The organism is Flavobacterium sp. IC2-16 (assembly GCF_055521455.1).
This window is the reverse complement of the sequence record NZ_CM145480.1, coordinates 738,557-764,456: the sequence shown is the minus strand read 5'-3', so window position 1 is coordinate 764,456 and position 25,900 is coordinate 738,557. Positions and strand designations below refer to the sequence as shown.

Annotated in this window: 19 protein-coding genes; 9 read left to right on the top strand and 10 right to left on the bottom strand. The window is 35.6% G+C overall.

Annotated features, from left to right (window positions below; genetic code table 11):
• Positions 1–83 precede the first annotated feature (83 nt).
• The 7 genes from ACZ1JT_RS03390 (at position 84) to ACZ1JT_RS03360 (ending at position 8,376) form a co-directional block, all read left to right on the top strand.
• Positions 84–842 (top strand): hypothetical protein, encoded by a 759-nt coding sequence (locus ACZ1JT_RS03390; RefSeq protein ID WP_465094756.1) that lies wholly within the window; start codon positions 84–86, stop codon positions 840–842.
• Positions 843–1,018: 176 nt separating this feature from the next.
• Positions 1,019–1,822, top strand: coding sequence for a hypothetical protein (locus tag ACZ1JT_RS03385; RefSeq protein WP_465094755.1), 804 nt, complete (start codon positions 1,019–1,021; stop codon positions 1,820–1,822).
• Positions 1,823–1,851: 29 nt separating this feature from the next.
• Positions 1,852–2,808 (top strand): GSCFA domain-containing protein, encoded by a 957-nt coding sequence (locus ACZ1JT_RS03380; protein ID WP_465094754.1) that lies wholly within the window; start codon positions 1,852–1,854, stop codon positions 2,806–2,808.
• Between the two features lie 274 nt (positions 2,809–3,082).
• The gene (locus tag ACZ1JT_RS03375; RefSeq protein ID WP_465094753.1) at positions 3,083–4,849 is read left to right on the top strand and encodes a tetratricopeptide repeat-containing sensor histidine kinase; all 1,767 of its coding nucleotides are present in this window, start codon (positions 3,083–3,085) and stop codon (positions 4,847–4,849) included.
• A 5-nt stretch (positions 4,850–4,854) separates the two neighbouring features.
• Entirely contained in the window at positions 4,855–5,505 is a 651-nt protein-coding gene (locus ACZ1JT_RS03370; RefSeq protein ID WP_465094752.1) for a response regulator, read from the top strand.
• A 6-nt stretch (positions 5,506–5,511) separates the two neighbouring features.
• The gene (locus tag ACZ1JT_RS03365) at positions 5,512–7,590 is read left to right on the top strand and encodes an OmpA family protein (RefSeq protein WP_465094751.1); all 2,079 of its coding nucleotides are present in this window, start codon (positions 5,512–5,514) and stop codon (positions 7,588–7,590) included.
• 138 nt (positions 7,591–7,728) lie between these two features.
• A complete protein-coding gene (locus ACZ1JT_RS03360; RefSeq protein WP_465095272.1) occupies positions 7,729–8,376 on the top strand; it encodes a DUF4230 domain-containing protein in 648 nt (215 codons plus the stop codon).
• A gap of 27 nt (positions 8,377–8,403) precedes the next feature.
• Here ACZ1JT_RS03360 and ACZ1JT_RS03355 read toward each other — a convergent pair whose 3' ends face one another.
• Genes ACZ1JT_RS03355 through ACZ1JT_RS03345 form a run of 3 tightly spaced genes read right to left on the bottom strand, consistent with a single transcriptional unit; the run spans position 8,404 to position 11,147 of the window.
• Positions 8,404–9,027 carry a class I SAM-dependent methyltransferase gene (locus tag ACZ1JT_RS03355; protein ID WP_465094750.1) on the bottom strand — a complete coding sequence of 208 codons (624 nt, stop codon included), beginning with the start codon at positions 9,025–9,027 and terminating at the stop codon, positions 8,404–8,406.
• Positions 9,024–9,332, bottom strand: a complete 309-nt coding sequence (locus ACZ1JT_RS03350; protein WP_465094749.1) for a rhodanese-like domain-containing protein — start codon at positions 9,330–9,332, stop codon at positions 9,024–9,026. Before ACZ1JT_RS03350 ends, ACZ1JT_RS03355 begins: the two co-directional genes overlap by 4 nt.
• Before the next feature lie 57 nt (positions 9,333–9,389).
• Positions 9,390–11,147: an aromatic amino acid hydroxylase gene (locus tag ACZ1JT_RS03345; protein ID WP_465094748.1), complete on the bottom strand. Its 1,758-nt coding sequence runs from the start codon at positions 11,145–11,147 to the stop codon at positions 9,390–9,392.
• A gap of 139 nt (positions 11,148–11,286) precedes the next feature.
• Here ACZ1JT_RS03345 and ACZ1JT_RS03340 point away from each other — a divergent pair, with 139 nt between their 5' ends.
• Positions 11,287–12,588: an OmpA family protein gene (locus ACZ1JT_RS03340; protein ID WP_465094747.1), complete on the top strand. Its 1,302-nt coding sequence runs from the start codon at positions 11,287–11,289 to the stop codon at positions 12,586–12,588.
• Positions 12,589–12,680: 92 nt separating this feature from the next.
• Here ACZ1JT_RS03340 and ACZ1JT_RS03335 read toward each other — a convergent pair whose 3' ends face one another.
• The 5 genes from ACZ1JT_RS03335 to ACZ1JT_RS03315 form a co-directional block, all read right to left on the bottom strand.
• On the bottom strand, positions 12,681–13,730 hold the full coding sequence (locus ACZ1JT_RS03335; RefSeq protein WP_465094746.1) for a DUF6340 family protein: 1,050 nt from the start codon (positions 13,728–13,730) through the stop codon (positions 12,681–12,683).
• 72 nt (positions 13,731–13,802) lie between these two features.
• A complete protein-coding gene (locus ACZ1JT_RS03330) occupies positions 13,803–14,189 on the bottom strand; it encodes a group III truncated hemoglobin (RefSeq protein ID WP_465094745.1) in 387 nt (128 codons plus the stop codon).
• Between the two features lie 121 nt (positions 14,190–14,310).
• Entirely contained in the window at positions 14,311–14,844 is a 534-nt protein-coding gene (locus ACZ1JT_RS03325) for a DUF4136 domain-containing protein (protein ID WP_465094744.1), read from the bottom strand.
• Positions 14,845–14,919: 75 nt separating this feature from the next.
• Positions 14,920–16,905, bottom strand: coding sequence for a urocanate hydratase (locus tag ACZ1JT_RS03320; RefSeq protein WP_465094743.1), 1,986 nt, complete (start codon positions 16,903–16,905; stop codon positions 14,920–14,922).
• A gap of 221 nt (positions 16,906–17,126) precedes the next feature.
• Positions 17,127–17,309 (bottom strand): DUF5522 domain-containing protein, encoded by a 183-nt coding sequence (locus ACZ1JT_RS03315; RefSeq protein WP_465095271.1) that lies wholly within the window; start codon positions 17,307–17,309, stop codon positions 17,127–17,129.
• Between the two features lie 126 nt (positions 17,310–17,435).
• Here ACZ1JT_RS03315 and ACZ1JT_RS03310 point away from each other — a divergent pair, with 126 nt between their 5' ends.
• Positions 17,436–17,762, top strand: a complete 327-nt coding sequence (locus tag ACZ1JT_RS03310; protein ID WP_465094742.1) for a hypothetical protein — start codon at positions 17,436–17,438, stop codon at positions 17,760–17,762.
• On the opposite strand, the gene ACZ1JT_RS03305 is transcribed toward ACZ1JT_RS03310, so the two are convergent.
• Together ACZ1JT_RS03305 and ACZ1JT_RS03300 are read right to left on the bottom strand one after the other, a co-directional pair.
• Entirely contained in the window at positions 17,763–19,730 is a 1,968-nt protein-coding gene (locus ACZ1JT_RS03305) for a beta strand repeat-containing protein (RefSeq protein ID WP_465094741.1), read from the bottom strand. It abuts the gene before it with no gap.
• Between the two features lie 273 nt (positions 19,731–20,003).
• Positions 20,004–25,733, bottom strand: a complete 5,730-nt coding sequence (locus ACZ1JT_RS03300) for a GEVED domain-containing protein (protein ID WP_465094740.1) — start codon at positions 25,731–25,733, stop codon at positions 20,004–20,006.
• Positions 25,734–25,900 lie beyond the last annotated feature (167 nt).

The window sequence follows — 25,900 nt, the reverse complement described above, 5'->3', positions numbered from 1 at the left end:
TTTTTTTTTAAATAATAGAAAAATTATTTTTTTTTAGGCAATGTTATATGTTTATTTGTGCGTAAATTTTTAATCAAAAAACAATGAAAAAACTTATTTATGCATTTAGTGCTTTAGCACTTGTATTGGCTTCGTGTTCTGGAGAAGATAGTACTCCGGCAGATGTTTCGGCAGATGTATTGGTAAAAAGAGATGTTTACACTGAGGAAGGAATGCCAGCAGTGACAAATACCTACACATACAGTGGTAAAAAATTAATTAGAATAGATTATTCGGAAGATGATTCTTATTCTCTTACAACATATCAAGGTGATTTAATAAAAAAAATTGAATATTTTGATGTAGATGATATACTTGTTACAACTGAATCATTTGAATATGATGGAAGTAACAGATTGACTTCTTATCTGTACCTTGATACCCAAAGTGATTACGGTACTAAAGAAACTTATACACATAATGCTGATGGAACAATAACTGCAAATCGTTATATTGGGGATGCTGTTGTGCAAGATATGTTTTCTAAAATTTATAAAGTTTTTTTTACTGGAGCTGAAGTTTCAAAAATTGAAAACTATTCAACTACAATGGTATTGGAGTCTACTGACCTTTTTACGTATGATGGGAAAAACAATCCTTTCAAAAATGTAACTGGTTACGCAGCTATTTCTTTTGTTGATGGAATTCCAGAAGGAAATTTCCAAAACCTAGTTCAAGATCATCGTGCTGTGGAAATGTTAGATAATGAATATGTGTATAATTCAAAAATGTTTCCTACACTACAGACAACTAAAGATGATACTGGAAATGTAGTTTCTACACTTCAGAGTTTCTACGAATAATTTAGTTAATACAATTTGAAAACCCAAGATTGATGTCTTGGGTTTTTTTATGCATTTTCGTAAAAAAATAATTCATAATTAACTGTTAATCAGTATTTTAATTTTAAAGTTTAGTTAAAATAAATTGTTGTGGGGTCTTTTTTTAGTTGATTTACAAAAAATTAAAATCCAAAAAAATGAAAAGACTTAGTAGAATACTGGTATTCCCAGTGATAGCACTTTTGGTTTCTTGTTCCAACGATGATTTTTTAAACGATGCAGAAACAACAGATTCTAAAATGGTTGCTTTTGGACCTTTGGTGAAAAGAACTGTTGTTACTTCCGATGGCGGCACCTCCACAACCACAGAAAATTATATATACAATCGAAATCTGCTTTTGGAGGTAAATTCTCCAGACGGCAGAAAAGTAGAATACGTTTATACAGGTAGCCTCATTACAGAACGCCTGTTTTATGTTGCTAATATTTTAAATTCACGCGAGCTATTCGATTACAACTCGAATAAGCAACTAATAAGTTTTACACGAAAGAATGCGCAAGATCAAATTCAATACAAAGCAATTTATACTTATAATTCCGATGGGACTATTTTGGCAAAAGGCTATGTAAATGGACGAATGAGCGAATCTTCAGAAATTGTAAACCGAAAAGTGTTTTTTGAAAACGATCGTATTAGTAAGATTGAAAACTATACTTCGGTTAATGGTGTTCCAAGCACAGAAACCATTGTGTATTCTTTTGACAAAGGAAATTCACCGTTTAAAAACATTTTGGGTTTTGATAAGTTAACGTATTATGATGTGGCTTTAACCGGAACTCCAAGTAACGTTACTAGAACCGTATCGTCAACTTTAGGTTCGGCACATAATTTGAATTTAGAAGTTCAACATAATTACAATCCACAAGGGTTTCCGATTACTTCAAAAACAATAAATACTGCAACAAATAAGGAGCTTATCTCGTTTGCTTACTTTTATTAATTATTCATAAGTTTGTAAAAACAAACGAAATGGATTTCAGAACCCAAATACCTATTTTAAAAAATAAATCTGCCATAGATTACAATACTAAAATAGTGTCTTTGGGTTCTTGTTTTGCCGAAAATATGGGAGAGAAGTTTGATTACTTTAAGTTTCAAAATTCAGTCAATCCATTTGGAATAATTTTTAATTCAGTTTCCCTTGAAAAACTTATAAATCGTGCTGTTTCGAAACGGTTTTTTACCGAAGATGATATTTTCTTCCATAACGATTTATGGCATTGTTTTGAAGTACATTCAGAGCTTTCACATTCGCATAAAGAGACTTTTTTAAAACAGCTTAACAATATAATTGCATCTACAAATAGTCAAATTGCCGAAGCTTCTCATCTTATAATTACATTAGGAACATCGTGGGTGTACCGAAATAATGCTACTAATGAAATAGTAGCCAATTGTCATAAAGTTCCGCAAAAACAGTTTAGCAAAGAATTACTTTCGGTACAACAAATTGAAATTAGCCTTCAAAAAATTATTGTAGAAATAACAACCATAAACCCAAATTGTCATTTCATTTTTACCGTTTCTCCCGTTCGTCATATTAAAGATGGTTTTGTGGAAAATCAACGCAGCAAATCGCATTTAATAACCGCATTGCATCAATTGTTGGATTCGGAAGCAATAGCAGTTAAAGCATCGTATTTTCCATCGTATGAAATTATGATGGATGAACTTCGTGATTATAGGTTTTATTCAGAAGATATGCTACATCCTAGTCAAACCGCAATCGACTATATCTGGATTCGTTTCTTTGAAAACTTTGTAGCCGAATCCGAATTTTCAACAATGCAGCAAGTGTGCGATATACAAAAAGCGTTGTCGCATCGACCATTCAATCCTAACTCCGAATCCCACCAGAAGTTTTTAGAAAACCTGAATCTGAAAATCGAACAGCTTAAAAAACAAATTCCAACGATTTCATTTTAAGTAATTATACGGCAATTGTCGTATTGTTTTACTTTTTTCTTTTACTCAATTTTACTCAAGTGAAAATGTGGTTTAAGAAAATGTATAACAAAATGAAAGCAATACTCCTTAAGTATAATAAAGTAAGTGTTTTACTTGCTTTAATTGTGGTTTTGATATTGATATGTCTTTTTCTTAATATTTATATTCTTGCATTCAATTAAAGTTTAATACATTGTAGTGATTTTTAGATCAATCAATTGTAAAAAAGTAGAACTTTTAGTAAATACATTTTATGCGTTTCATAAAGCAAACGATTCTGGTATTATTTCTAATTTTGGGGCAATCGCTTCTATATTCTATGTCTCCAATACATCAGCGAGAAATAGATTCTATCAACAATCTTCCATTCGATTACAAAATAAGTAATACAGCAAAAATCATAAAGCTGACATTAAAAAATGTCGAAAATGCTCAAAAAATAAATTATTTAAAAGGATTAGCGCAAGCTTACCAAAGTTTGGCTCTGATGTATTATTATCAAGGGGAATATGATAAAAATACGTTTTATATGCTTAAGGCTATCCGAATTTTAGAGAACAGTGCCGAACCTTCTCTTCTAGCTTCGGCTTATGGAGAATACGGTTATCAGCTAAAAATGAGAGACCTGCGCAAAGCACAATTGTATATGCAAAAAGGCTTGTATTTGGCAGAGCATAATCGTGATAGCATTGCTTTGCGTGCACTTTATGATAACTACGGGGTTTTAAAAGAAATTGAAGGGCAGCTAGACAGTGCGATGCATTTTTATAACAGGTCGTTAGCCTTAAAAGAAAAAAGCAACGACCGAATTGGAATTCCTTATAGCTTGAATAAAATTGCGGTTGTAAAAATGATGCAAAAAAGATATGCAGAAGCCAAATCACTTTTCGATAGAGCTTATCAAATTCGCCTTGACTTAAACGATAAGATTGGAGTTGCTGAAAATTTAAATTTTTACGGACATTTTTATGAGGAAACCAATAACCCAAAAGAAGCAATTCGGTATTTTAATTTAGCAATAGAACAAAGTAAAAAATTTGGGTATAAAAATTTAACTCAGGAAAATTATGAGGTACTTTCCCGACTTTACGAAAACAGTAACGATTTCAAATCGGCTTTATACAATTACAAGCAACACATTTTATATAAAGACAGTATTCATAATTTAGATAAAGCAAACAAATTGGCGGAACTGGATTTGGAGTATGAAACCGAACAAAAAGAAAAAGAAATATTAATTCATAAAGCCAGTTTGGCCGTTAAAAATACATGGTTGTTAGGTATAGCCTCACTTTTAATAATAGCCATTTTAGTAGGCTTTCTGTTCTATAATAATCAGAAAATGAAAAACGTACAGTTGCATCGGGAAATTGAATTAAAAGACGCATTACAACAAATTGAAACACAAAACAAATTGCAAGAACAACGATTGGCGATTTCCAGAGATTTACATGATAATATTGGTGCGCAATTAACCTTCATTATATCGTCTATCGATAATTTGAAATACGGTTTTGATATTCAGGATGACAGACTGAAAAATAAGCTTTCTGGTATCAGTACATTTACCAGAAGTACCATTGCAGAATTGCGGGATACCATTTGGGCGATGAATAAAGATGAGGTTACTTTTTCAGATTTAAAAATTCGAATTGCCAATTTTATAGAGAGTGCAAAAGCGGCTTCACAAGGGATTCAGTTCGATTTTGTTATCGATGAAACGATTTCAGATGCAATTACATTTTCGTCGCTTCGCGGAATTAACCTATATCGAATTATTCAAGAGGCTATCAATAACAGTATGAAATATGCTAATGCTTCTCAAATTAAGGTAGTTATCGCTAAAAACAATGATAAGTTTGAAATTGAAATATCAGATAACGGAAAAGGTTTTGATACGAATCAATCTACTTTAGGAAACGGAATAAACAATATGAAAAAACGAATTGTGGAAGCCGAAGGGAAGTTGGAGATATTTTCTGAAACAGATAAAGGAACTGTTGTTAAATTGAAATTCTAAAAACTATGGTTCAAAAAATTAGAGTTGCATTAGTAGACGATAATACATTTTTGTTGAAAGCCGTAATCGAAAAGTTATCTTTTTTTGAGGATGTAGATGTTCGATTTTATGCACTTAATGGAAAAGAGTTTTTTGATAAAATTGAAGTGACTAATATGGTGGATGTGGTGCTTATGGATATCGATATGCCACAAATGAACGGTATTGAAGCTACTGCGTTGCTAAAAAAGAAATATCCACAAATTAAAGTGATTATGCTCACGGTTTTTGATAACGATGAGAATATTTTTAAAGCTATTAAAGCGGGCGCTGATGGTTATTTGCTAAAAGAAATTGATGCTAAAGAATTATATGAAGGTATAAAAGAAACACTGCGTGGAGGAGCTGCCATGACACCTTCAATTGCTATGAAAACACTAAAGCTTTTGCGAAATCCTATAGTTTTAAATGTAAAAAAAGAAGATATTAAACTTTCTGAGAGAGAAGTAGACGTATTGGAGCAACTTAGTAAAGGTTTAAGTTATACCGTTATTGCAGAAAACATGTTTCTTTCTCCAGGAACAATTCGTAAGCATATTGAAAATATTTATAAAAAATTGCAGGTACATTCTAAAATAGAAGCCATTCAAAAAGCAAAAAATAATAACTTAATTTAATTTTTAATGAAAAAGTATTGTTGTTTATTCGTTTTAGTTTTCTCAGTTGTTATGGGATATGCGCAAACCGTAACTTTTCAAGATTCGTTTGATGATGATCATAATGAATGGACATCCGATAAAGACGGATTCAAAACCTATATCGAAAAGGGGAGTCTTTTCCTTTCCGACCAACATGCACAAAACAGTAAATGGTCACTTAAAGATATGGTTTCCGATGCTGATGAAACTGATTTTGACATTGAAACTACAATTAAATTAGAAGACACCAAATCAGAATCGGCAACGTACGGTTTGGTTTGGGGCTGTTATAACGACTATTCGGATTATCGAGTGGTTCAGTTATCGGCGAATAAACAATTACAAGTATATCAGTATTACAATAAAGAGTTTCACTATAGTAAAAAATGGGAGCCTTCAAAATATGTAAACGGCAAAGGAAAAACTAATAAAATTTTGCTTTCTAAACGAGCGAATATTTATAAAGTTTATCTAAACGATGCGTTGGTTTTTCAAACAGGAAAAAACAGCTATTATGGTTCTAAAATCGGATTTATTTTAGATGCTGGAGTAACTATTTCGGCACAAGATATTAAAGTAACTACCTATCCTTTATCGATAAAAGTTGTTTCGAGTTTTAATCCCGATTTAAAAATGGTTAAACTGCCAGAAACGGTTTCTAATACAGCTTGTGAAGAAACCAATCCAGTGGTTTCGGCAGATGGAAATACACTGTATGTTGACCGAAAAGACTATGCTCCAAATATAGATGGTATTAAAGACGATATTTGGTATAGTACTCGTGATTCCAAAGGAAACTGGACCGAAATGAAAAATATTGGGCGTCCTTTAAACAATAAAGATTACAATTTTGTGATTTCGGTTTCACCCGATAACAATACCTTACTTTTAGGAAACAGATATGCTGCCGATGGTATAAACTCAAACGGTGCAGGTGTTTCTATTACCCAAAGAACAGCTAATGGTTGGGAAATTCCTCGAGATGTAATTATTGAAGATTATTCTAATTTGAACAATTACGTAGGGTATTATTTGTCTGCCGATAATAAACACTTGATTATGTCGGTTGAAAGACCCGAGGGTGAAGGGGTGAAAGATTTATATGTTAGTTTTCTAAAAGAGGATGGAAGTTGGTCGAAGCCAAAAAATATGGGAAAAGCAATCAATACGTTTGAAGATGAAACCAACCCGTATTTAGCATCCGATGGTAAAACATTGTATTTCGCCAGTATGGGGCATCAAGGGTATGGTGATTACGATTTGTTTGTTTCGAAACGTTTGGATGATAGCTGGACAAATTGGTCAGTACCCGAAAATTTAGGAAATGTAATTAATTCTCCTGGAACCGAATTGAGTATTTTCCTAGCGGCAAAAGGAGATAAAGCTTATGTGGCTAGAGATCGTGATATTTGGGAGATAACCAATACCGTTAAACAAGACCCGGTGGCTTTGGTTAAAGGAAAAGTGTACGATGCTAAAACCAAAAAAGTAATGAGCGCTTCCATTATTTATAATAATTTGAAAACGGCTAAAGAATTAGGTACTGCGCTTTCAGATCCGGCAACAGGAAGTTATTCAATCGTTTTGCCATATGGGGAATTGTATAGCTTTATGGCCGATAAAAAAGGATATTACGCTATTACGCAAAATGTTGATTTAACGGGGTTAAAAGAATACAAAGAGATTGAGGTTGATTTGTATTTAAATCCAATTGAAAAAGGAGAAGTAATTCGTTTGAACAACATCTTTTTTGATTCCGGAAAATACGCCTTGTTAAAAGAATCTTTCTCGGAGTTGGATAAGCTTTTGGCAATTTTGAAATCAAATCCGAATATGAAAATTGAAATATCAGGTCATACCGATGCAGTTGGAGCCGATGCCGATAATATGCAACTTTCGAACAACAGAGCAAATGCGGTTCTTCAATATTTAGAATCAAAAGGAATAGCTTCAAGCCGAGTAGTGGCAAAAGGATATGGCGAAACAAAATTTATTGCGACCAACGATACCGAAGCCGGAAAACAAAAAAACCGAAGAGTGGAATTTGTGATTTTAGAAATGTAATATCGAAAGGCTGTCTGAAAAGATGGCCTTTTTTAATTTTGCCTGTATTGAATGACCAACTTTTAATATCTTCGTTCTATTATTTTAATCAATATGGCTACACGAAGAGATTCAACTACTGAAAACGCAATTAAAAACATGCTAATTCCCTTAATTCAGGCCATTGGGCGAACTGGGAAATTGTTGTATTTGCTTGTTTTTGTTGTTTTGGGAGTTTTGGCATATAAGTATTTTACATCCGAAAAGAATACTACAACAACCGAGTATAATACAGATTTAATTCAGCAGCAAATTAAAAGTGTGGGTAAATTAGTAGTCACAGAAGGACATTTTGCTCAGGTAATGACCTACAAAGACCAACAGAAATATTTGATGGATTTGATTTCGTTTGAGAAAAAAGCCTTGATTATTATTAATGCGGATGTTACTATTGCTTACGATTTGCGTCAGGTGAAATACGATGTTGATGAAAAAAACAAAACGATTACCATTGTTAATATTCCGAAAGAAGAAATAAAAATCAGTCCCGATATACAGTTTTACGATGTAGAGCAAAGCAAACTGAATCCGTTTACGGGCGACGATTATAATAAAATCAATAAGAAAGTTAAAGCTGATTTAGCGGCTAAAATTGAAAAGTCATCTCTGAAATCCAATGCCAAAAACCGTTTGGTGAGTGAATTGGCCAAAGTATTGGTTTTAACCAATTCTATGGGCTGGACTTTAAAATACAATAGCGAAATTGTTGAAAATGAAAAGCAATTGGACGGCTACTTAAATCCGTAATAAAAATCCCGCTTTAAGCGGGATTTTCTATTTTTTTTCAAAACTGCAAAAAACAAAATTTTGAATGGTGTTAAATGGGGTAGTGTGGTTTTCAAAAAAGCATTCGATAGGTTTAAATTGCGCTTCGAAAGTGTTTTTTAATAACTGATCGGAATATTGTTTTACATTGATTCCGCTACATTTTTTTGGACCAGATTCCGAAAAAGTGCCAATTATTTTTTTACCACTGGAAACAATCGAATCTTCGGCAATTCTTTTATATTTTTCAATATCTGCTTCTTCGGTAAGAAAATGAAATACTGCACGATCATGCCATATTTTGTATTTTTTTTGTGGAATAAAATGAGTGATATCCGATACAATCCATGTTACTTTATCGGCATTTGTTCCCAATCTTTTTTGAGCTCTTTCTATGGCTTTTTCTGAAATGTCAAGTACTGTAATATCCGTGTAGCCTAATTCCAAAAGATGATCAACCAAAAAGCTATCTCCTCCACCGATGTCTATAATAGCATCGTTTTTAGACGCGATGTTACTTTCAATGAACTCTAATGATGTTCTTGGCGTAGTTTGATACCAGCTTACTTCCTCAAAAGGCTTGGTGTTGTATATGGTTTCCCAATGTTCTTTTCGGTTAAAATCGTTTGTCATAATTTGGTATCAAGACTAGTCCAACCCCCTCCGTTTACACAAGTAATGCCGTTTTGTTTTAAAATGGAAGCAGCTTGAGCACTTCGCATTCCCGAACGACAACACGTAATAACGGGTTTGTTCATTTTTTTTATAGTTTGTATTTCTTTAGCTATTGTGTCTAGCGGTATGTTCTTAGATCCTTTAATATGACCTTCGGAAAATTCACCTACAGTTCTTACATCTATAACAACAGCTCCTTTTGCAATAAAATCTTCAATAGATTCGGTAGATGTACCAAAACCTAACATATTTAATAGTCCCATAATTATTATTTTTTTGACAAAGATACCAGTGGCAAAACAAAGAATTGGTAACTTATGTTACGCAGTGGCTTTGTCAAAAATAAGCTCTAACCCGTTTGTGATTAGATGAGCAACTTCTGGGCGGTTTATTTTAAGTTTCTCTAAATGATTGATCACCTTTTCTTGTAATTCTGAATTGTTTTCTTGATGTGCTAATTCAGAAATTTCTACAGAAAGCAACCAGTCGTTAGGGTGATTGGCAGAAACGGCAGCAAAAGCTTCTTTTAGTGTTATTTCGGCATGTTTCCCTTCGCGTAAATTTCTAACGTTTTGATATAGTTTTTCCAGTTCTTCTCTTTCAGCCGATTTTTTAGCTTTAATAGTATGAGAAGACGGAACGTGGTTAATCATATCAAAGCTGTTCACGTCTGCTGGGCCAGAAAAAGCAGAAATTACTTTTTTACCTACAGCCATATCATAGATTCCCCATTCCGGTTGGAATAAAATGGTATCGTTATGAGTAACAGTACAGTTTTTAAAACTAATGATGATGATTTCACCTCGTAGGTTTCTTGAACCCGTGATGATTTCTCCTGTGACTTTTATATTGCCTTCGAATTCTAAAGTTACTTGCTCGCCTTCATAAATATCGTAAGCTTTTAAGTCTCTCGGACTCATGTCTTCAATAGCGAGATTGATACCTTTTAATCGTCCTATTGGAGATCCAAATCCTTCAGCATGATACTCAGTTCCGTGACCTACCAATTCTTTTTCACGATACGATAAGGCTGTTTTTCCAGTGGTTTGTATATATACTGGTTTGCCTTCTTCTTCGATTACATTGGTAAAAACCCCCGAAATTTGAATACCTGTACTGAGTTCAATAGTTCCTAACGCTTTTGAGGCGATTAGTTTTTTAACTCCAGAAAGTCCTCCGGTACGCAATGCCATTTTATTTGCAAATTCTTCCAAGACCATGCTTAATTTAGCAAAATCTGGAGTTACATAAAGTTGAGGTTGCGGTTTTGTAATGTCGAAACTTTGATTGGCTGCCGAAATATCGTAAGGTATTTTCTTAACATTGTCGGTCATACACCAAGCGCTTTCTCCAATAGAAGAAAGTAAGCCTGCACCATAAATTTTAGGATTGTCTAGTGTTCCAATTAATCCGTATTCAACCGTCCACCAATGTAAATTTCGTATTTGAGCCATTTCCGAAAGCTCTCCCATATTGTTTTGAAGATAATCTACATGTTCTTCAGCTTTTTTAATTTCTTCAGATGGTGTTCCTTCTGCTTCTTTTAAAATAGAAAGTAAACGAATGGCTTCATACATTTCATAATCGTGAGCCGATGAGATGGCTTTGCATCCAATTTCACCAAATCGACGTAAATATTCTGCATATTCCGGATTGGCGATAATAGGAGCATGTCCGGCTCCTTCATGAATGATATCTGGAGCAGGGGTATATTCAATATGTTCTAATTGACGAATATCTGAAGCAATAACCAAAACATTATACGCTTGGAATTCCATAAAAGCATTGGGCGGAATAAATCCATCTACCGCAACGGCAGCCCAACCAATTTCTTTTAAAATACGATTCATACCGTACATGTTCGGAATGCTTTCAATGTCGATTCCGGTCTGGCGTAATCCATCTAAATAGGAGCTGTGAGCTACTTTTCCTAAATAATCAACATTTTTACGCATTACATAACGCCACACAGCCTGATTAATAGGAGTGTAGTCTTCGTAATCTTGCGGTTTAATAAACTGTTTTAAATGTTTTGGAAGTCTATCAATTAAAGAATTGCTTTCAAAGTGAGTTTCCATATAAAATGTGTTGTTTTATGGTGTAAAATTACAAAAAAATATCCCTTCGTCTATGATTTTTGTCATTATATAGATTTTTTTAAATATTACTTTTTATTTTGATTTTATGGGTTATTTTTGGCCGCTTAAAATGTAAAATATGAAAAAGAGTTCCGTTTTTTTAATCTTATTTATCTTGATTTCTTTTAATTCAAATGCCCAATTGTTAGGTGGATTTGGTAAAAAATTAGAGAATAAAATCAATCGTAAAATTGAAGAAAAAGTAGACAGACATGTTGATAAAACAATAAACAAAGCTGATCAAAAAACAGATGAAAAAATTGATGAAGCAAAATCGGGTAAAAAATCCAAAGATTCAGGTTCTACAGAAGTAGATGCTAAAAAAGGATCAAAAAATGTTAAAGGATCGAAAGATTTTGTGTCTGGTACTAAAATATTAGCAACAGAAAACTTTTCTCAAGATGCTCTAGGTGATTTTCCTGTGAACTGGTTGACTAATACCAGCGGAGAAGTGTCGGAAATCTCAGAAACCAACGGAAAATGGTTAATGCTTAATTCAAAAGGTAGTTTTACCATTAAAAATTTCAATAAAACCCTTCCTAAAAATTTTACTTTCGAATTCAATTTATATGCATCAGATAAGTATAGTTTTTATTCTACTCCTTTAAATCTTGCTTTCGTAAATGCTTCAGATTATAAAAAAGAGTACAAAAAATGGAATACCTACGATCATGGTAAGGAAGGTGTAATAATCAATTTACATCCTCAAGATGCAGGTGGCCAACAAGGGATATCTCGTTTTTATGTGTACAACAAAAACGAAGAATATGCTAAAAACGAAAAGTCGCTATCAACCTTTACAAAAAATAATAACTTAGTTCGAGTTCAAGTTTGGAGACAAAATTCAAGATTACGTGTGTATATCGATGGAAATAAAATTTGGGACTTGCCAGATGCTTTTCAGGAAGGAGTTAATTACAATACTGTTTTGTTTTATTTGTACGAATATCATGAGCATGATGGTTTGAACGATAGATTGTATATAAATGATTTAGTTCTTGCAGAAGCTGGAGCTGATACAAGACATAAATTAATTGAAACAGGTTCATTTACAACTAATGAAATTTTGTTTGACACGAATAAAGCAACAATAAAACCAGCTAGCGAGAATGTTTTAAAAGAGTTGGGAGAAGCTTTGAAGTCGGCTCCCGATTTTAAAGTGATGATAATTGGTCATACCGATGGTGATGGAAAAGAAGCAGACAACCAAAAACTTTCGGAAAAAAGAGCGGAAAGTGTGAAAAATTATTTGGTTTCTAAGTATGGAATTGAAGCTTCTAGAATGCAAACTTCAGGTAAAGGAGAGTCTCAACCAATTGGTAGTAATTCTACAAATGAAGGAAAAGCTCAAAACAGAAGAGTTGAATTCCAAAAAATATAAAGAATAGTTGTTCAATAAAAAAGGGCTGCATTTGCAGTCCTTTTTTATTTCTATTTCGAAACAAAAACTCACATAAGAGTTTGTTTTTAAAACTAATTAGATTCACGTTCTAATTGTTGTTGTTTCGATTTTCTATTTTTAAGCACATTTACATATCGCAAGGCTAATTTGTCGCCATAATCGGTGTATGATTTGCTAGCCCAACCTATAGCTTTATCTAAGTTACCGTTGATTTCGTTAATTATAGCCATGTTGTAACAAGCTCGGCCAGCAATTTTTGGATCTGGATGATTTACCTCTTTTTCCCAAAGCTCTGCTGCACCATCCCAATTTCCGGTTTGCGCTCTTCGTTTTCCAATTTCAAAATTATTGGTTCCTTTTACGTAATAATCGCGAGATACTCGTATTCTGTATGGTAGCGTTTTTAAGGCATAATCAGCACCATTATGATTACTTAGTTGCATTACGTTTTGTTTTCGGCTCACAATGGCTTCAATGGCTTGAACCGGATTTATTCCTCGGCCTACCGAAGTTACTACATTGTTGTTGGCTTGTTCGTCTACAACCAAATGATTTCGAGTATCGTATATTCTCCAACCACTTTTAATTAATGTAGAAACCGTAGCCTGATGTTCAATTACCGGAATTTTAATTCCAACTACATTTGCTTTTTGAACGGTATTGGTTTTGTAATCTACTTTAGTGTCGGTGTCGTAAAATGACAATTCAAAAAGATAATCTACTTTGTTTTCTTTGGCAATCTTATCGACAACATCCCATGTAAGAGGCGTTGGGAAGATTTCCATTCCGACTGTTTTTAAATTGTTTGCTTCAATGATTTTGACATTGTCGAATCCGTTGTTTTTAGATAATTCGCTCTGTAAACCAAGTATTGATTCGTTTGCACCGTCTTTGTCGAAATCTTTTCCTTCAGCTGAAAGAATTTTATCGATAGCATCTAAAACTTCATTTTGTTTAGAAGGCAATGACCGGTTGACAATACCAACGGATTTTCCTTTTGAATCTAAATATATAGGGGCAGGTTCTGTTACACTAAGAGTTAGTAAGTTGGTAGAACTACACGATAGGAACAATAGGGTAGCCGGTAAAAAAAATAAAACTTTGTAAGTATTTTTCATCATGATTCTCAGAGGTTTAATTCTAAATTCAAAAGTAAACTTTTTACGGAATAATCAAAATTAATTGGCAAAATGTTAGTTCAAAGGTTTTTGATTGGCTTGGCGGAAATATTCGATTTTGTAATTAAACATTTCTGCCATTTTTTCTGCTCTCCATTTGGCTTCATCGGCTATTGGTCCAACAAACATATTGTCTACCGTTTCTTTGAAAATTTCCATCCAACGGTTAAAATGTTCTTTGGTAACAGGTAATGTGGCGTGGGGAGGAAAAGGACTTCCGGAATAAGCGCGAACATCTAGTAATACAGTTTCCCAGAAATTATACATTTTTTCTAAGTGTTCTGGCCATCTGTTTTGAATTTTTTCATTGAAAATGGGGCCGATTAGATTGTCTCTTTGAACTTTTCCATAAAAAGTATCTACCATTTTCTTTATATCGTCTCGGTTTGTAATGTCTGTCATAGGATAATTCTTTTGTGTAAAAATAGTGGGGTTGAACGGACTAAAAAAATGATAAATATCACTAGAAAGATGATTCGGTATATTGGATAAAAAAAACTGCCCTAAGGCAGTTTTTAAATAACTATTTTTTGTCTGGTGGAAATTGCGCTAAAATCTTAGATACAAATTCATTAATGCGCTCTTCTTTTTTGTCACGGTTTTGTGTTAAATAACCCGATCCTTTTCCTTGCCAGATTAATTCATTTTTTTTCGCATCAATTAAATCGATGTATAAGGTTCCTTCAGTTGAAGTGGAAACATAGGTTCTTCCTCCCCAAAAATAAGGGTTCCAACCCCAGCCCCAGCCATAACCCCAGCCAGCGTTATATTGACCTACATCAACACGTTCTCTTTCTTTAGTGAAAATAGAAACAAGTAAATCTGGGGTTTCACTTTTGCTATACCCTTTTTTACTCATTTCAGTATCAATTGCTCTAAGGATCCTACGTTTGTCAATATCGGAGATTTCGGCCTTATCAATTCCGCTTTTTTGATAAGCAAAAGTCTTGTATTGGCTAAAATCGGCATTGTTGTCGAAGTCAGAATCCACTCGAACAGAACTACAGGCAGTTAGAATCAATAATCCTAACAAAGCGATTATTTTTACTGGTTTCATCTTTATTTAGTTTTTAAAGTTTCAAAGTTCGAATACAAAGTGTAAATTTTTGAAAATTAGAACTTTGTCTTCCAACTATAATAATGAATCATCAACTATATTAGGGATGGTAACTTTCAACAAAGGTTGCGTTTCCATCGCACGTTTAATGGCAAAAATTGCACCTTCGTTTCTAGCCCAACTTCTACGAGATATTCCATTATTTACATCCCAGAAAAGCATTGACTCTAAGCGTTTTGATGCTTCTTTACTACCATCAAGAACCATACCAAAACCACCGTTAATTACTTCGCCCCAACCAACACCGCCACCATTGTGGATGGATACCCATGTTGCACCACGGAAACTATCGCCAATTACATTGTGAATAGCCATGTCTGCAGTGAAACGAGACCCGTCATAGATGTTAGAAGTTTCGCGATATGGTGAATCGGTTCCTGATACATCATGATGATCGCGGCCTAAAACAACATAGCCAATTTCGCCTCTTGCAATGGCTTGGTTGAAGGCTTCAGCGATTTTGGTTCTACCTTCGGCATCAGCATATAAAATACGTGCTTGCGATCCTACAACCAATTTGTTTTCTTGAGCTCCTTTAATCCATTGAATGTTATCTGCCATTTGCTGTTGAATTTCAGCCGGAGAATTTTTCATCATTTCTTCTAAAACATCACATGCAATTTTGTCTGTTTTAGCTAAATCTTCTGGTTTTCCAGAACAACATACCCAACGGAAAGGTCCGAAGCCATAATCGAAACACATTGGTCCCATGATATCTTGAACATAAGAAGGGTATTTGAATTCTCTTCCTAATGTTGGATTTTCTGCCATTACATCGGCCCCAGCTCTAGAAGCTTCTAATAAGAAGGCGTTTCCGTAATCAAAGAAATACGTTCCTTTTGCAGTATGTTTATTGATAGCAGCTGCATGACGGCGTAATGTTTTTTGGACTTCCGTTTTGAATTGCTCTGGATTATTAGCCATCATGTTGTTAGCATCTTCAAAAGAGATGCCTACTGGATAATAACCGCCAGCCCAAGGGTTGTGTAGGGAAGTTTGGTCGGAACCTAAATCGATGTGTACGTTTTCCTCGTCGAATTTTTCCCAAACATCAACAATGTTTCCAAGGTAGGCGATAGAAACCACTTCTTTGTTGTCTAAAGCTTTACGAACACGGATAACCAATTCGTTCAAATCTTCTACAATTTCATGAATCCAGCCTTGTTCGTGACGAATTTTTGTGATTTTAGGATTTACTTCAGCACAAACAGTTACACAGCCTGCAATTGTTCCTGCTTTGGGCTGAGCACCACTCATTCCGCCTAATCCAGAAGTTACGAATAGATGACCGGAAGGATTGGTTTTAATTTTGCGGAACCCGTTTAAAACGGTAATCGTTGTTCCGTGTACAATACCTTGCGGACCGATATACATGTAGCTTCCTGCAGTCATTTGTCCGTATTGCGTAACACCTAAAGCATTGAATTTTTCCCAGTCGTCTGGTTTAGAATAATTAGGAATCATCATTCCGTTGGTAACCACAACTCTTGGAGCTTCTTTATGAGATGGGAATAAGCCCATTGGGTGACCAGAGTACATAACTAGAGTTTGCTCGTCGGTCATTTCTGCCAAATACTTTAACGTTAGGCGATATTGTGCCCAGTTGCTAAAAACAGCACCATTTCCACCATAGGTGATTAGTTCATGTGGATGTTGTGCTACGGCGTAGTCCAAATTGTTTTGAATCATCAACATGATAGCTTTTGCTTGCTCACTTTTTCCAGGATATTCTGAAATTGGACGTGCTTTCATTTCGTAATCCGGACGAAGGCGGTACATATAAATACGACCGTATTTTTCTAATTCGTTTTTGAATTCCGGAATTAACTCGGCATGGTGTTTCGGTTCAAAATAGCGCAATGCATTAGCGATAGCTAATTTTTTTTCTTCGTTGGTTAATATTTCTTTACGCTTTGGTGCGTGATTTATTGTAGGGTCGTAAGCTTTTGCTTGAGGTAAAACGGATGGAATTCCTTCCAGTATTTGTTCTTGAAATGTCATTTTTTGTGTATTTGGTTATTCGTTTATTTATTCATTCGTGTAGGAATGATAACTAGGGATAACGAATATCCGACCTGTGGTAGGACTTATGGATTTTGACTCTGTATTTTTGTAAATGGATGTCCATTTTGTTGTTGTGTTGTTTGTTGTTGTATTATTTGTGTGAGGGATGGCAGCAAAGTACCATGTACTGCGAACAGCCCGACCCGTAGGGACACACCTTATTTCTTTTTATTAATATCGCCAGTTTTTTTATTGAATCCGTATGGACAATGACGGCAGCCGCTTTTACAACAGTATCCTCTTTTTAGATGGTATTTTTCAGTAAAACACTTGTAACCTTCGGGCGTGTAATAGAAATCTTCACCTTCTTTTAAATTATTTGGATTAATTTGTTCATTCATACGGGCAAACCGACAAAAAAAATAGTTATTTTTAATTTTTTTCAAAAATAAATATTTTTATCCAAGGTTACTTCTTTCCTATAGGTAAATATATTGTAAAGAAGAAATTTAGGAACTTTACACGCAATGATTGTACTTGTACTTAAATATTTAACGCCAAGAGGTTTTAGAGGGATTACCTTATTTCCGTTTATTGTTTTAACGCATAAAGACGATAAAAAAGATGCGGTGATAATGAATCATGAGCGTATTCATATCAAGCAGCAGCTAGAAATGCTTGTGGTTTTGTTTTTTGTTTGGTACGGAATTGAATATTTGTGTCGTTGGATTATGATGAAAGATAGGAGGGCGGCTTATCGGGCAATTAGTTTTGAGCGTGAAGCTTATGCTAACGAAAAAGACCTTCACTATTTAAAGCAAAGGTCTTTTTGGAAATTCTTGAAATATATTTAATTATTTTCTTTTAGGAGCTTGTTTTTTAGCGTATTTAATCATGGCATCTGGCATTCTTTCAAAGCGTACGTTTTGGCCATCAAAATAGATAGGAGATCCTTCTTCTGCTCCACCATCGCTAGTCATAACACTGTTCATTTTTTCGTCAAACTCGTTTGAAAGTACAGTTTGAGATATTTCTACACCGTTTTCATATCCTTTTTGGGTACCAATAGCAACCCAGTTGAAATTAGCATTACTTGTTCCAGACTTGTTTTCTTTAACATAAAAACCTTCAGTAGTAATTTGACTTACAAATACTCCGTTTGTTTCTTCTGTTGGAGTTACTGTAATATTAATCGGTTCTTTAGAAGATACTATGTTTTTGAAAGCTTCTTTAAATGAAATAAAAGCAGTTCCGTTTTGAAGTTGACCTCTGCCTCTTGTAGTAACATCTACATCTGTTGATGTTGCATAATATGTTGCAGTTCTGTTCGCTTGGTTTGTGTTGTTTAGTTGTACCATAGGTTGGTTTACCACAGTATTACCTTGAACATACATACCGAACTCTTTACCATTAGCCATTAAACCGTACTGACTTCCTGCGATATAACCTCCCATAAAACCAGAGTTTATGCCTAAGCCTATAGTGTTATTTGCTTGGTTGTTAAGTTGAGTTTTTCCAGTATTACCTGCAGCAATACTACTTCCACTAGTTCCTCCATAAACTGAATAGTTGGTCCCTGCTGCTGATTTATAGCCTAATATACCAAAAGATCCTGCGGCATTTGTTCCTAAAACTCCACCAGAAGCATCAGGTTGTCCAGCAACACCTAATAATAGAATATCTCCAACTACCCCAAATTGATATGCATTTGTCGATGATGGTGTAACTCTTGTTCCAATGTTTCCATATACTGCAGATACTGCTGGTGAAGTGCCATTATAAGCACCACCACCTAAGCCAGTTCCTCTAGTGATATTATTATTTTCTCCTAATACTGGTGTAGCAGTATTTAATCCTGCTGCTGTTTCATCGATAATACCATGAACTCCAATTGGAATGTTGGTAATTCCAGTAGCCCCATCAGCTTGTCCTAATACTCCCTCACCTGATTGTACGAAACCTGAAATAGTACCAGGTTGTGTTAAACCAACAACACCGTATCCTGTTCTGTTAGAAAAACCAAAAACTCCGATACCATTACCGTCTGCATATCCAGAAATTGCCCTAGAGGCAGTGTTGTTTGGATATCCTGTAATGTTTTGGTAGGCGGTTGATGAACTATGTGCTGAAAATATATCACGGCTGTCTTCACCTGAAGCTTTCCCAATTACAGATTGTCCTTGAACACGTAAACCGTTTGTTGGAGCTGCATTAGCTGAAGCATAAGTATTTCCGATGGTAACATTACCTGAGTTTCTTAAGCGAAAACCTTCAGTTCCGTTAGTTGTTAATGAAAGGTTGTCTGCTGCCGATTGAAAAACCCCAGTGTTGGAGTCGCCATTCCATGAATAGGCTGGAGCACCAGCTGTTCCTGCGAAATACGATTGTACTTGACCGTTTGTATTTGAAATATTTATTCTATCGTTACCACCAGTTTTGAAACGTAAATCTTGAGCATCAGTAGTACCTAAAAAGTTGGTTCCAGCTGTTGTTCCAGAATTCCCTGTCAAAGACCAGTTGTTGCCGTTTCCGGTTGCTAAGCGAACCCAAATAGAGCCATCCCAGTAGTAGTACCCTGGTGTAACTTGATTTGGACCTACGGCCGATGTGTTTGTGTTGTAAACTAATTCTGAAGTGGTTGGTGTAGTTACTGTAGCAACGTTTGTTGCTGTTAATGAAATTCTAGGGATTAATAATCCATCAGTTGTTGATGTGATATCTAAAGCTCCTTGAGGGGTAGTTGTTCCAACTCCAACTTGAGCATTACTTACTGCAGAAACAAATAAGAAGCCAAGTAGGATTTTTTGTATGTTGTTTTTCATTGTGAATTAATTTAATGCGCGAATGTATTATATCGATTATATCCAAAAACAAAATAATCGATAAAGCGCAAAAAACATCGACAAAATACATAAAAGTAAGTTTTTAGCTTCTTTTATTATAACTTTTAATTACTACTATGTTTAATAACTTTATAAAATGCTGTAATTTGTAATTTTATAACATTTTAACAAGTACTGTATTGTTAATGAATTGATTGCATAAAAAAAGCCCTTTTCAATTGAAAAGGGCTTTTTTTACACACCTTTACTTTTTTAGTAAATCACTTTTTTACTTATTTGAGTGCCGTTCTCTAGGGTTACTTTAACGATTAAAGCAGATTGAGTTGGGCTTAATGTTGAAGCAGTAAATTCAGTTCCATTTACTTTAGTTTTATGTAATAATAATTTACCTAAAACATCGTAAACCATAATTTCTTTAATTGGTTCGGTTGTTGATTTTACATTTATATGATCGTTTGTGTAAATAACAACTGTGTTTTCTAATGTAGAAACATCGTGAGTGTTTAAGGTGTTATTTGTGTATCGTAATACAAAACGATCTTCGAATGTTCCTGCTGCAGAATTGAAAATGTATTGTGTTGTTTTCAAATCATGAATTACATCCAATAGGCGGTCTTCTAAATAAATGTTTTGATCGTTGAAAGCAGTATCAAAATGATCAATTCCAATTGTGTAGCTTCCGGCAGCATTAGCTTTGAAACCAAGTTGAACTTTGTCTTCTTGATCAAAAGGCCATACTCTAGATTGAATGGTTAGCTTCTTATTTGCACCAAGTGAGTAGAAACGAACTGCATTACCCGCTAAAGCTTCACCGTCCCATCCACGATCCCAACCAAGAGTAGCACCCTCAGCATATCCTACAAGAATCTGACTGAAACCACCGTTGTTGTTAGAAAGGTTTAACCATACACGTTGTTGATTTGTTCCGTTCGTATCGAAATGCATATCTGTATTTTCTGCATTTCTAAGGAAAGTGTTGTTGTTGTTAGAAACACGCATGCTGTTTTTAAAAGTAACATTTTGTGTTGTTCCATTCGCCATAGCATCATCTGCACTGATAAAGAATGATTGACCAGATGCGATGAATGTTGTTGGTGTAACACCTCCTGTAGCAGCAGTGGCAACAGAACCAGCAGAGTTAACAGTTGCATAGTCACTAATTGTATAATTGGCCACGTAATTTCCATAGAATGGATCTGTAGTTGCTCCTGATGGTGCCGTATTGTGCGTCCATAGGTATATTGTTCCATCAATAACTGGAACGTTAGCAGGATCATTCAAGAAACTTACAATGTTAACAGCAGAAGGGTATGGGTTACCAATTAAGTTCCATTCGTCGTCTGCATCAGTAACTACGGTTGATCCACCACTCGGAGTTGTACTTCCAATGTTTGCATTTGTTCCTTTCGAAATTGGCATTAGAATATTTCCGTTGTTCGGAGTACCGGTAAAAATTGTTGTAAATGTTTGTTTTGCACCAGTAGTTGGGAAAGTACTCGGAGCTCTCGCAATGATTCCGAAAGTTGGATCCATAGCAGTTCCCGTTCCAACTGCAGACCAAATACCGTTTCCTCCAGCTTGAGTAGGCGTGTATCTGTAAATTTGAGTTGTTCCAGAAGTTAAGTTCCCTACAGCAAAATTAGAAGCTGTTGTAACGGGTGTATTCCAATACGTATAGTCTAAACGATACATTGGTTGTGTAGTTCTCTTAATATGTGCAATACCTGAGTTTGCAGAGTTGTTAATTTGAACCAAACTACCAGTGTTTTCAACAATCATATCTGCTCCGGCTGCAATTGTAACTGCGTTAGTAACAGTTAATGTATTGTTAGGATCGATAGTTAGTGTTGCACCACTTTGAATGTTAACACTACATGCTTGTGCACTAGCACCACCAGTAACGATAGGCTTGTTTGTTGTATTTGGAATTAAAACACCTTCTGTAGATGTTGGTACACCACTTGGAGTCCAGTTTGATGCAGTATTCCAGTTTGTACTAGATGAACCATTCCATGTTTTGTTAGCAGCTACTGTAACAACAGTTTGATCTGTAACAGTTAATGTTGTTCCATTACATAAAGTATATGTTGCTTCTGCAGTATATGTAGTAGTAGCAGTAGGACACACGTTAATAGTGCTTGTTGTTCCAACTACAGGGCCAGTTGTTCCAGCTCCTTCATACCATTTTATAGTTGTAATTGAAGTTCCAGATGGAGTGAAACGCCAAGCTTCGTTTGTAGCTGTCCAGTCTGGATCTAAACCATTTCTTCCAGGCGCTACAGTGGCTACTGTACCCGTTGCATCTTGAATACCTACAATAGCATTACCGCCATTCCATGTTCCATCAATTTGTTTTTTCTTGATATATACTTCTATGATGTTAGTGTTTTCGTAAAGAACCATCATACCTGTATATAAAATGCTGTTGTCGCTAAACATTGGTACATCATTCCATGAAGCAACTAATGCTCTACAACCAGTATTTAAAGTGATTAATTCCCAGCCTACTTCACCGCCCTTACTTGGGTCAATATCGTGATATACTCCATAAATTGCATTAGCAAACAATGCACCTGTTGTGCTTGGTAAATTATCGCTAAATGAATATCCAGATGATGTACCAGCTTTAGACATGTCGAAAGTTAAAACTCCATTTGAACCAATAACGCATTGGTTGTATGTAGCTCCGTAGAAACAGAAATCGAAAGGTAAATTAATAGCGTTAGACCATTTGTCATCTACGTTTACACTTACAGGGTTTTTTAGACATCCGTATTGATAAGGAGGATTGTATGCGATACTTGAAACGGTATACGAATTAGTATTTCCTAATTGTAAGTATGTAGCTTCTAAATCAACACAACTTCCAGACGAACATGTAATTGCAGCTGGATCCGCTCCACTTAATCCTAATCCACCAGATACAACTGAAGGGCAACCTAAGGTTGTTGTTCCAGTACTGTTTCCAATGGTACAGTTTGGCATATAGAAACTTCTTGGACCAAACCATGCACCCTGACCTAATCCGCCACCACAATTGGTTCTAATCCAAATGTAATATGTTGTAGCAGAGGTTAAACCAGTTAAGTTTAAAGTTGTAACACCTGCAGCGGTTGAACCTGTTGGTGCAGTACCTGCAGATGGAGTGGCTGATGATGTTGATAAATAATACTGATAGCCACTAGCTGGAGCTGAAGCTGGAGCAGTCCAAGTAACAGTTGCTGTAGTTTGTGTGGTTACGTTTACAGTAACAGCGGAAACAAATGTGTTACATGGTAAAGCAAAAACATTAAACGTATAATCTTCCGTTTCACCACTTGAAATCGTGCCGCAAGAACTTGGATTTGTTGAGTTATAGTTAGCAACAACTCTCATCCTGTGATTTCCTGTTGCAGCTGAAGTTGGTACAACAATAGTTCCTGTTGCAGAATTGACATACGATCCTGAAGCGTAAACTAATTCGCCAGCATCGTTGAAGTCCATGTCGTTATTCCAGTCAACCCAAATGTTAACCCCAAAAGTATAAGTACTATTCAATGCAATTGAAAAGTTTACAGCAGCACCTTGTGCTTGTGTAACCGTTTGAACAGTAAAGTTTCCATAACCTCCTGCAGAATATCCAGAACCATTGTTGGTAATGTTTGTAGTTCCTGCTGTTGTTGAAAAGTTATTAATGAAATAAGTGCTACTAGTTGAGTTAGAAACACAATAACCGGTGTAGAAAGAAACTTGTGAAGTCCACGGACTTACATTTCCAGCACCACAGTTGTTTCTAATATAGATGTAATACGTAGTATTTGCAGTTAAGCCAGTTAAGTTTAAAGTTGTTACACCTGCTGCTGTTGAACCAGTTGGAACTGTTGCTCCAGTTGGTAATGTTGCAGATGTTGTTAAATAGTATTGATATCCACTTGCAGGAGCAGGTGATGATGCGGTCCAGTTTACTGTAGCTGTAGTGGCAGTAACAGGCCCAACAGTAACTGCTGTTGGTATTCCAGGACACGTTGAAGGTAAAACAGTAAATGTATAATCTTCGGTTTCACCACTTGAAATTGTGCCACAAGAAGATGGGTTTGTTGAATTGTAATTGGCAACAATTCTCATTCTGTGGTTTCCTGTTGCTGCGGTACCAGGTACTGTAATTGTTCCTGTTGCAGTATTTACATACGATCCAGATGCATAAACTGCTTCACCGGCATCGTTAAAATCACCATCATCATTCCAGTCTACCCAAATATTTACACCAAAAGTGTAAGTGCTGTTCATGGCAATTGAAAAGTTTACAGATCCATATGGCTGTTGACTTGTTGCTTGTGCCGTAAAGTTTCCATAACCACCAGCTGAATATCCTGAAGCATTATTTGTAATGTTAGCTGTCCCACCAGTAGTAGAAAAGTTATTAATGAAATAAGTGCTACTAGTTGAATTTGAAATACAATAGAAAAATGGAGTTGTTGCATTGTTTGTTGCAGGAGTAGTAGTGTAATACTTAGGGCCTCCTGAACAAGTTCCTCCATTAAATGAAAATACAAAGAAATAGTATGTTGTAGATGCACCTAAACCTGAGACTGAGAACGAAGTATTGGCATCGTTATCGGCAACAATATTTCCTGCACCAACAGTTCCTCCTATTGAATAAGAAGTTCCATTTACTGGTGAAGGTGCTACACCTGTGGTATTATAAACAACTAAATAATTAGTTGGGGCAGGAATAGCTGCAGTAAATGTACCGTTGATAGTACCGTTTGAAGGTTGAGTTAGCGTCAATAATGTTGGAGAGGAAGTTGGTGTCGAACAAATAGGGGTTGTCGAAGCACATATTCCAAAAGTTCCATTATTATCATTGCTGTATTCCCACATACGAACATACACTGTTGAGCCAGGTGTTAGTCCGGTTCTTGTTATTGAAGGCATTAAACCATTTGCACTATCATCGTCGTCACATTCTAATAAAGTTAATGCGCCACATGTTCCTGTGTACCATGCCATACCTCCATCAGTCATTACACCGGTTTGAGTGTCAACTGTTACTTGTCCAGAAGCTGGAACTGTAAATTTAAACCAAACATCTCCTCCAGAATAACTTGCACAACCTGGTGCAGGTGGAGTAGAAGGTGAGGTTGATGCTGTCGCATTTTGATTTGTATATGTTGTATATGTACAAGTCCCCGTTGGGTCAACAGTTAAGGTAATTGCGTTGTTACAATCGTCGTTTGAAGGAGCAGGAGCAGCGTATGTTATTGATAAATATCCATCTGCACCAGCAATACCATTTGTGCTTTTTGTAGAACCACCAGATCCACCACCGTAAGTTGATCCTGCAGATCCGGCCCCAGCATTTCCTGTAGTCCCACTTCCTCCAGCTCCTGCATTTCCACCACCTGCAGTACCACCAGTTGTAATAGATCCATTTCCACCTATTCCTGTTGTACCGGCACATCCGCCTCCACCAGCCGAGCCGGTACCGTTTCCGGTTCCACCGTTTCCACCATTTCTTGTAGTTATGCTTGATCCTCCACCAGTTACTGATCCAGAGCCACCAGATCCTCCTGTCGAGCCGTTAGCGTAATTTAATCCACCACCGCCACCAGTAGCAGTAATGGTAACTCCGCCAAATGTTGCAGTTGTATTTGTACCTTGTTGACCATCTTGTGTTGAAGTTCCAGCAGCACCACCAGAACCTACAGTAATGGTGTACATGTTTCCAGCTGTTACTGGAATTACAGCTGTGGCAAAACCGCCACCGCCTCCGCCACCGCCTCCTTGTTTGTTGGATCCGCCTCCACGTCCACTACCTCCACCTGAGCCATAAGCTTGAACAGTGATAGAGGTTACACCAGCAGGACATGTCCATGTTCCAGAACTTGTAAAGGGAACCGTTGTTTGAGAAAAAACTTCTCCATTAAAAAGTAAACCAATTAATAGAAAAAAAAAGGCTTGTAATAATCGGTTTTTTTGGTTGTTAGGGTAATTTTTTTTCACGATTTTTAGTTGAAATGTTATATTAATGTGTTGTAATTGTTTCGTAAAAGTGAAGTTAAATAATTCTCGATAAAAACCAAAAAAAAACGATAAAATGTAAATAATGTTTTAAAAACAATGCTTTTAACCCCTTTATTTTGTTGACTTGATAAGGATAAATTATTTTG

Coding starts and splice junctions, on each gene's coding strand:
- ACZ1JT_RS03375 (WP_465094753.1), top strand. CDS start 3,083: ATGCGTTTCATAAAGCAAACGATTCTGGTATTATTTCTAATTTTGGGG.
- ACZ1JT_RS03310 (WP_465094742.1), top strand. CDS start 17,436: ATGATTGTACTTGTACTTAAATATTTAACGCCAAGAGGTTTTAGAGGG.
- ACZ1JT_RS03320 (WP_465094743.1), bottom strand. CDS start 16,905: ATGACATTTCAAGAACAAATACTGGAAGGAATTCCATCCGTTTTACCT.
- ACZ1JT_RS03390 (WP_465094756.1), top strand. CDS start 84: ATGAAAAAACTTATTTATGCATTTAGTGCTTTAGCACTTGTATTGGCT.
- ACZ1JT_RS03365 (WP_465094751.1), top strand. CDS start 5,512: ATGAAAAAGTATTGTTGTTTATTCGTTTTAGTTTTCTCAGTTGTTATG.
- ACZ1JT_RS03335 (WP_465094746.1), bottom strand. CDS start 13,730: ATGATGAAAAATACTTACAAAGTTTTATTTTTTTTACCGGCTACCCTA.
- ACZ1JT_RS03325 (WP_465094744.1), bottom strand. CDS start 14,844: ATGAAACCAGTAAAAATAATCGCTTTGTTAGGATTATTGATTCTAACT.
- ACZ1JT_RS03330 (WP_465094745.1), bottom strand. CDS start 14,189: ATGACAGACATTACAAACCGAGACGATATAAAGAAAATGGTAGATACT.
- ACZ1JT_RS03385 (WP_465094755.1), top strand. CDS start 1,019: ATGAAAAGACTTAGTAGAATACTGGTATTCCCAGTGATAGCACTTTTG.
- ACZ1JT_RS03345 (WP_465094748.1), bottom strand. CDS start 11,147: ATGGAAACTCACTTTGAAAGCAATTCTTTAATTGATAGACTTCCAAAA.
- ACZ1JT_RS03380 (WP_465094754.1), top strand. CDS start 1,852: ATGGATTTCAGAACCCAAATACCTATTTTAAAAAATAAATCTGCCATA.
- ACZ1JT_RS03315 (WP_465095271.1), bottom strand. CDS start 17,309: ATGAATGAACAAATTAATCCAAATAATTTAAAAGAAGGTGAAGATTTC.
- ACZ1JT_RS03350 (WP_465094749.1), bottom strand. CDS start 9,332: ATGGGACTATTAAATATGTTAGGTTTTGGTACATCTACCGAATCTATT.
- ACZ1JT_RS03340 (WP_465094747.1), top strand. CDS start 11,287: ATGAAAAAGAGTTCCGTTTTTTTAATCTTATTTATCTTGATTTCTTTT.
- ACZ1JT_RS03305 (WP_465094741.1), bottom strand. CDS start 19,730: ATGAAAAACAACATACAAAAAATCCTACTTGGCTTCTTATTTGTTTCT.
- ACZ1JT_RS03370 (WP_465094752.1), top strand. CDS start 4,855: ATGGTTCAAAAAATTAGAGTTGCATTAGTAGACGATAATACATTTTTG.
- ACZ1JT_RS03355 (WP_465094750.1), bottom strand. CDS start 9,027: ATGACAAACGATTTTAACCGAAAAGAACATTGGGAAACCATATACAAC.
- ACZ1JT_RS03360 (WP_465095272.1), top strand. CDS start 7,729: ATGCTAATTCCCTTAATTCAGGCCATTGGGCGAACTGGGAAATTGTTG.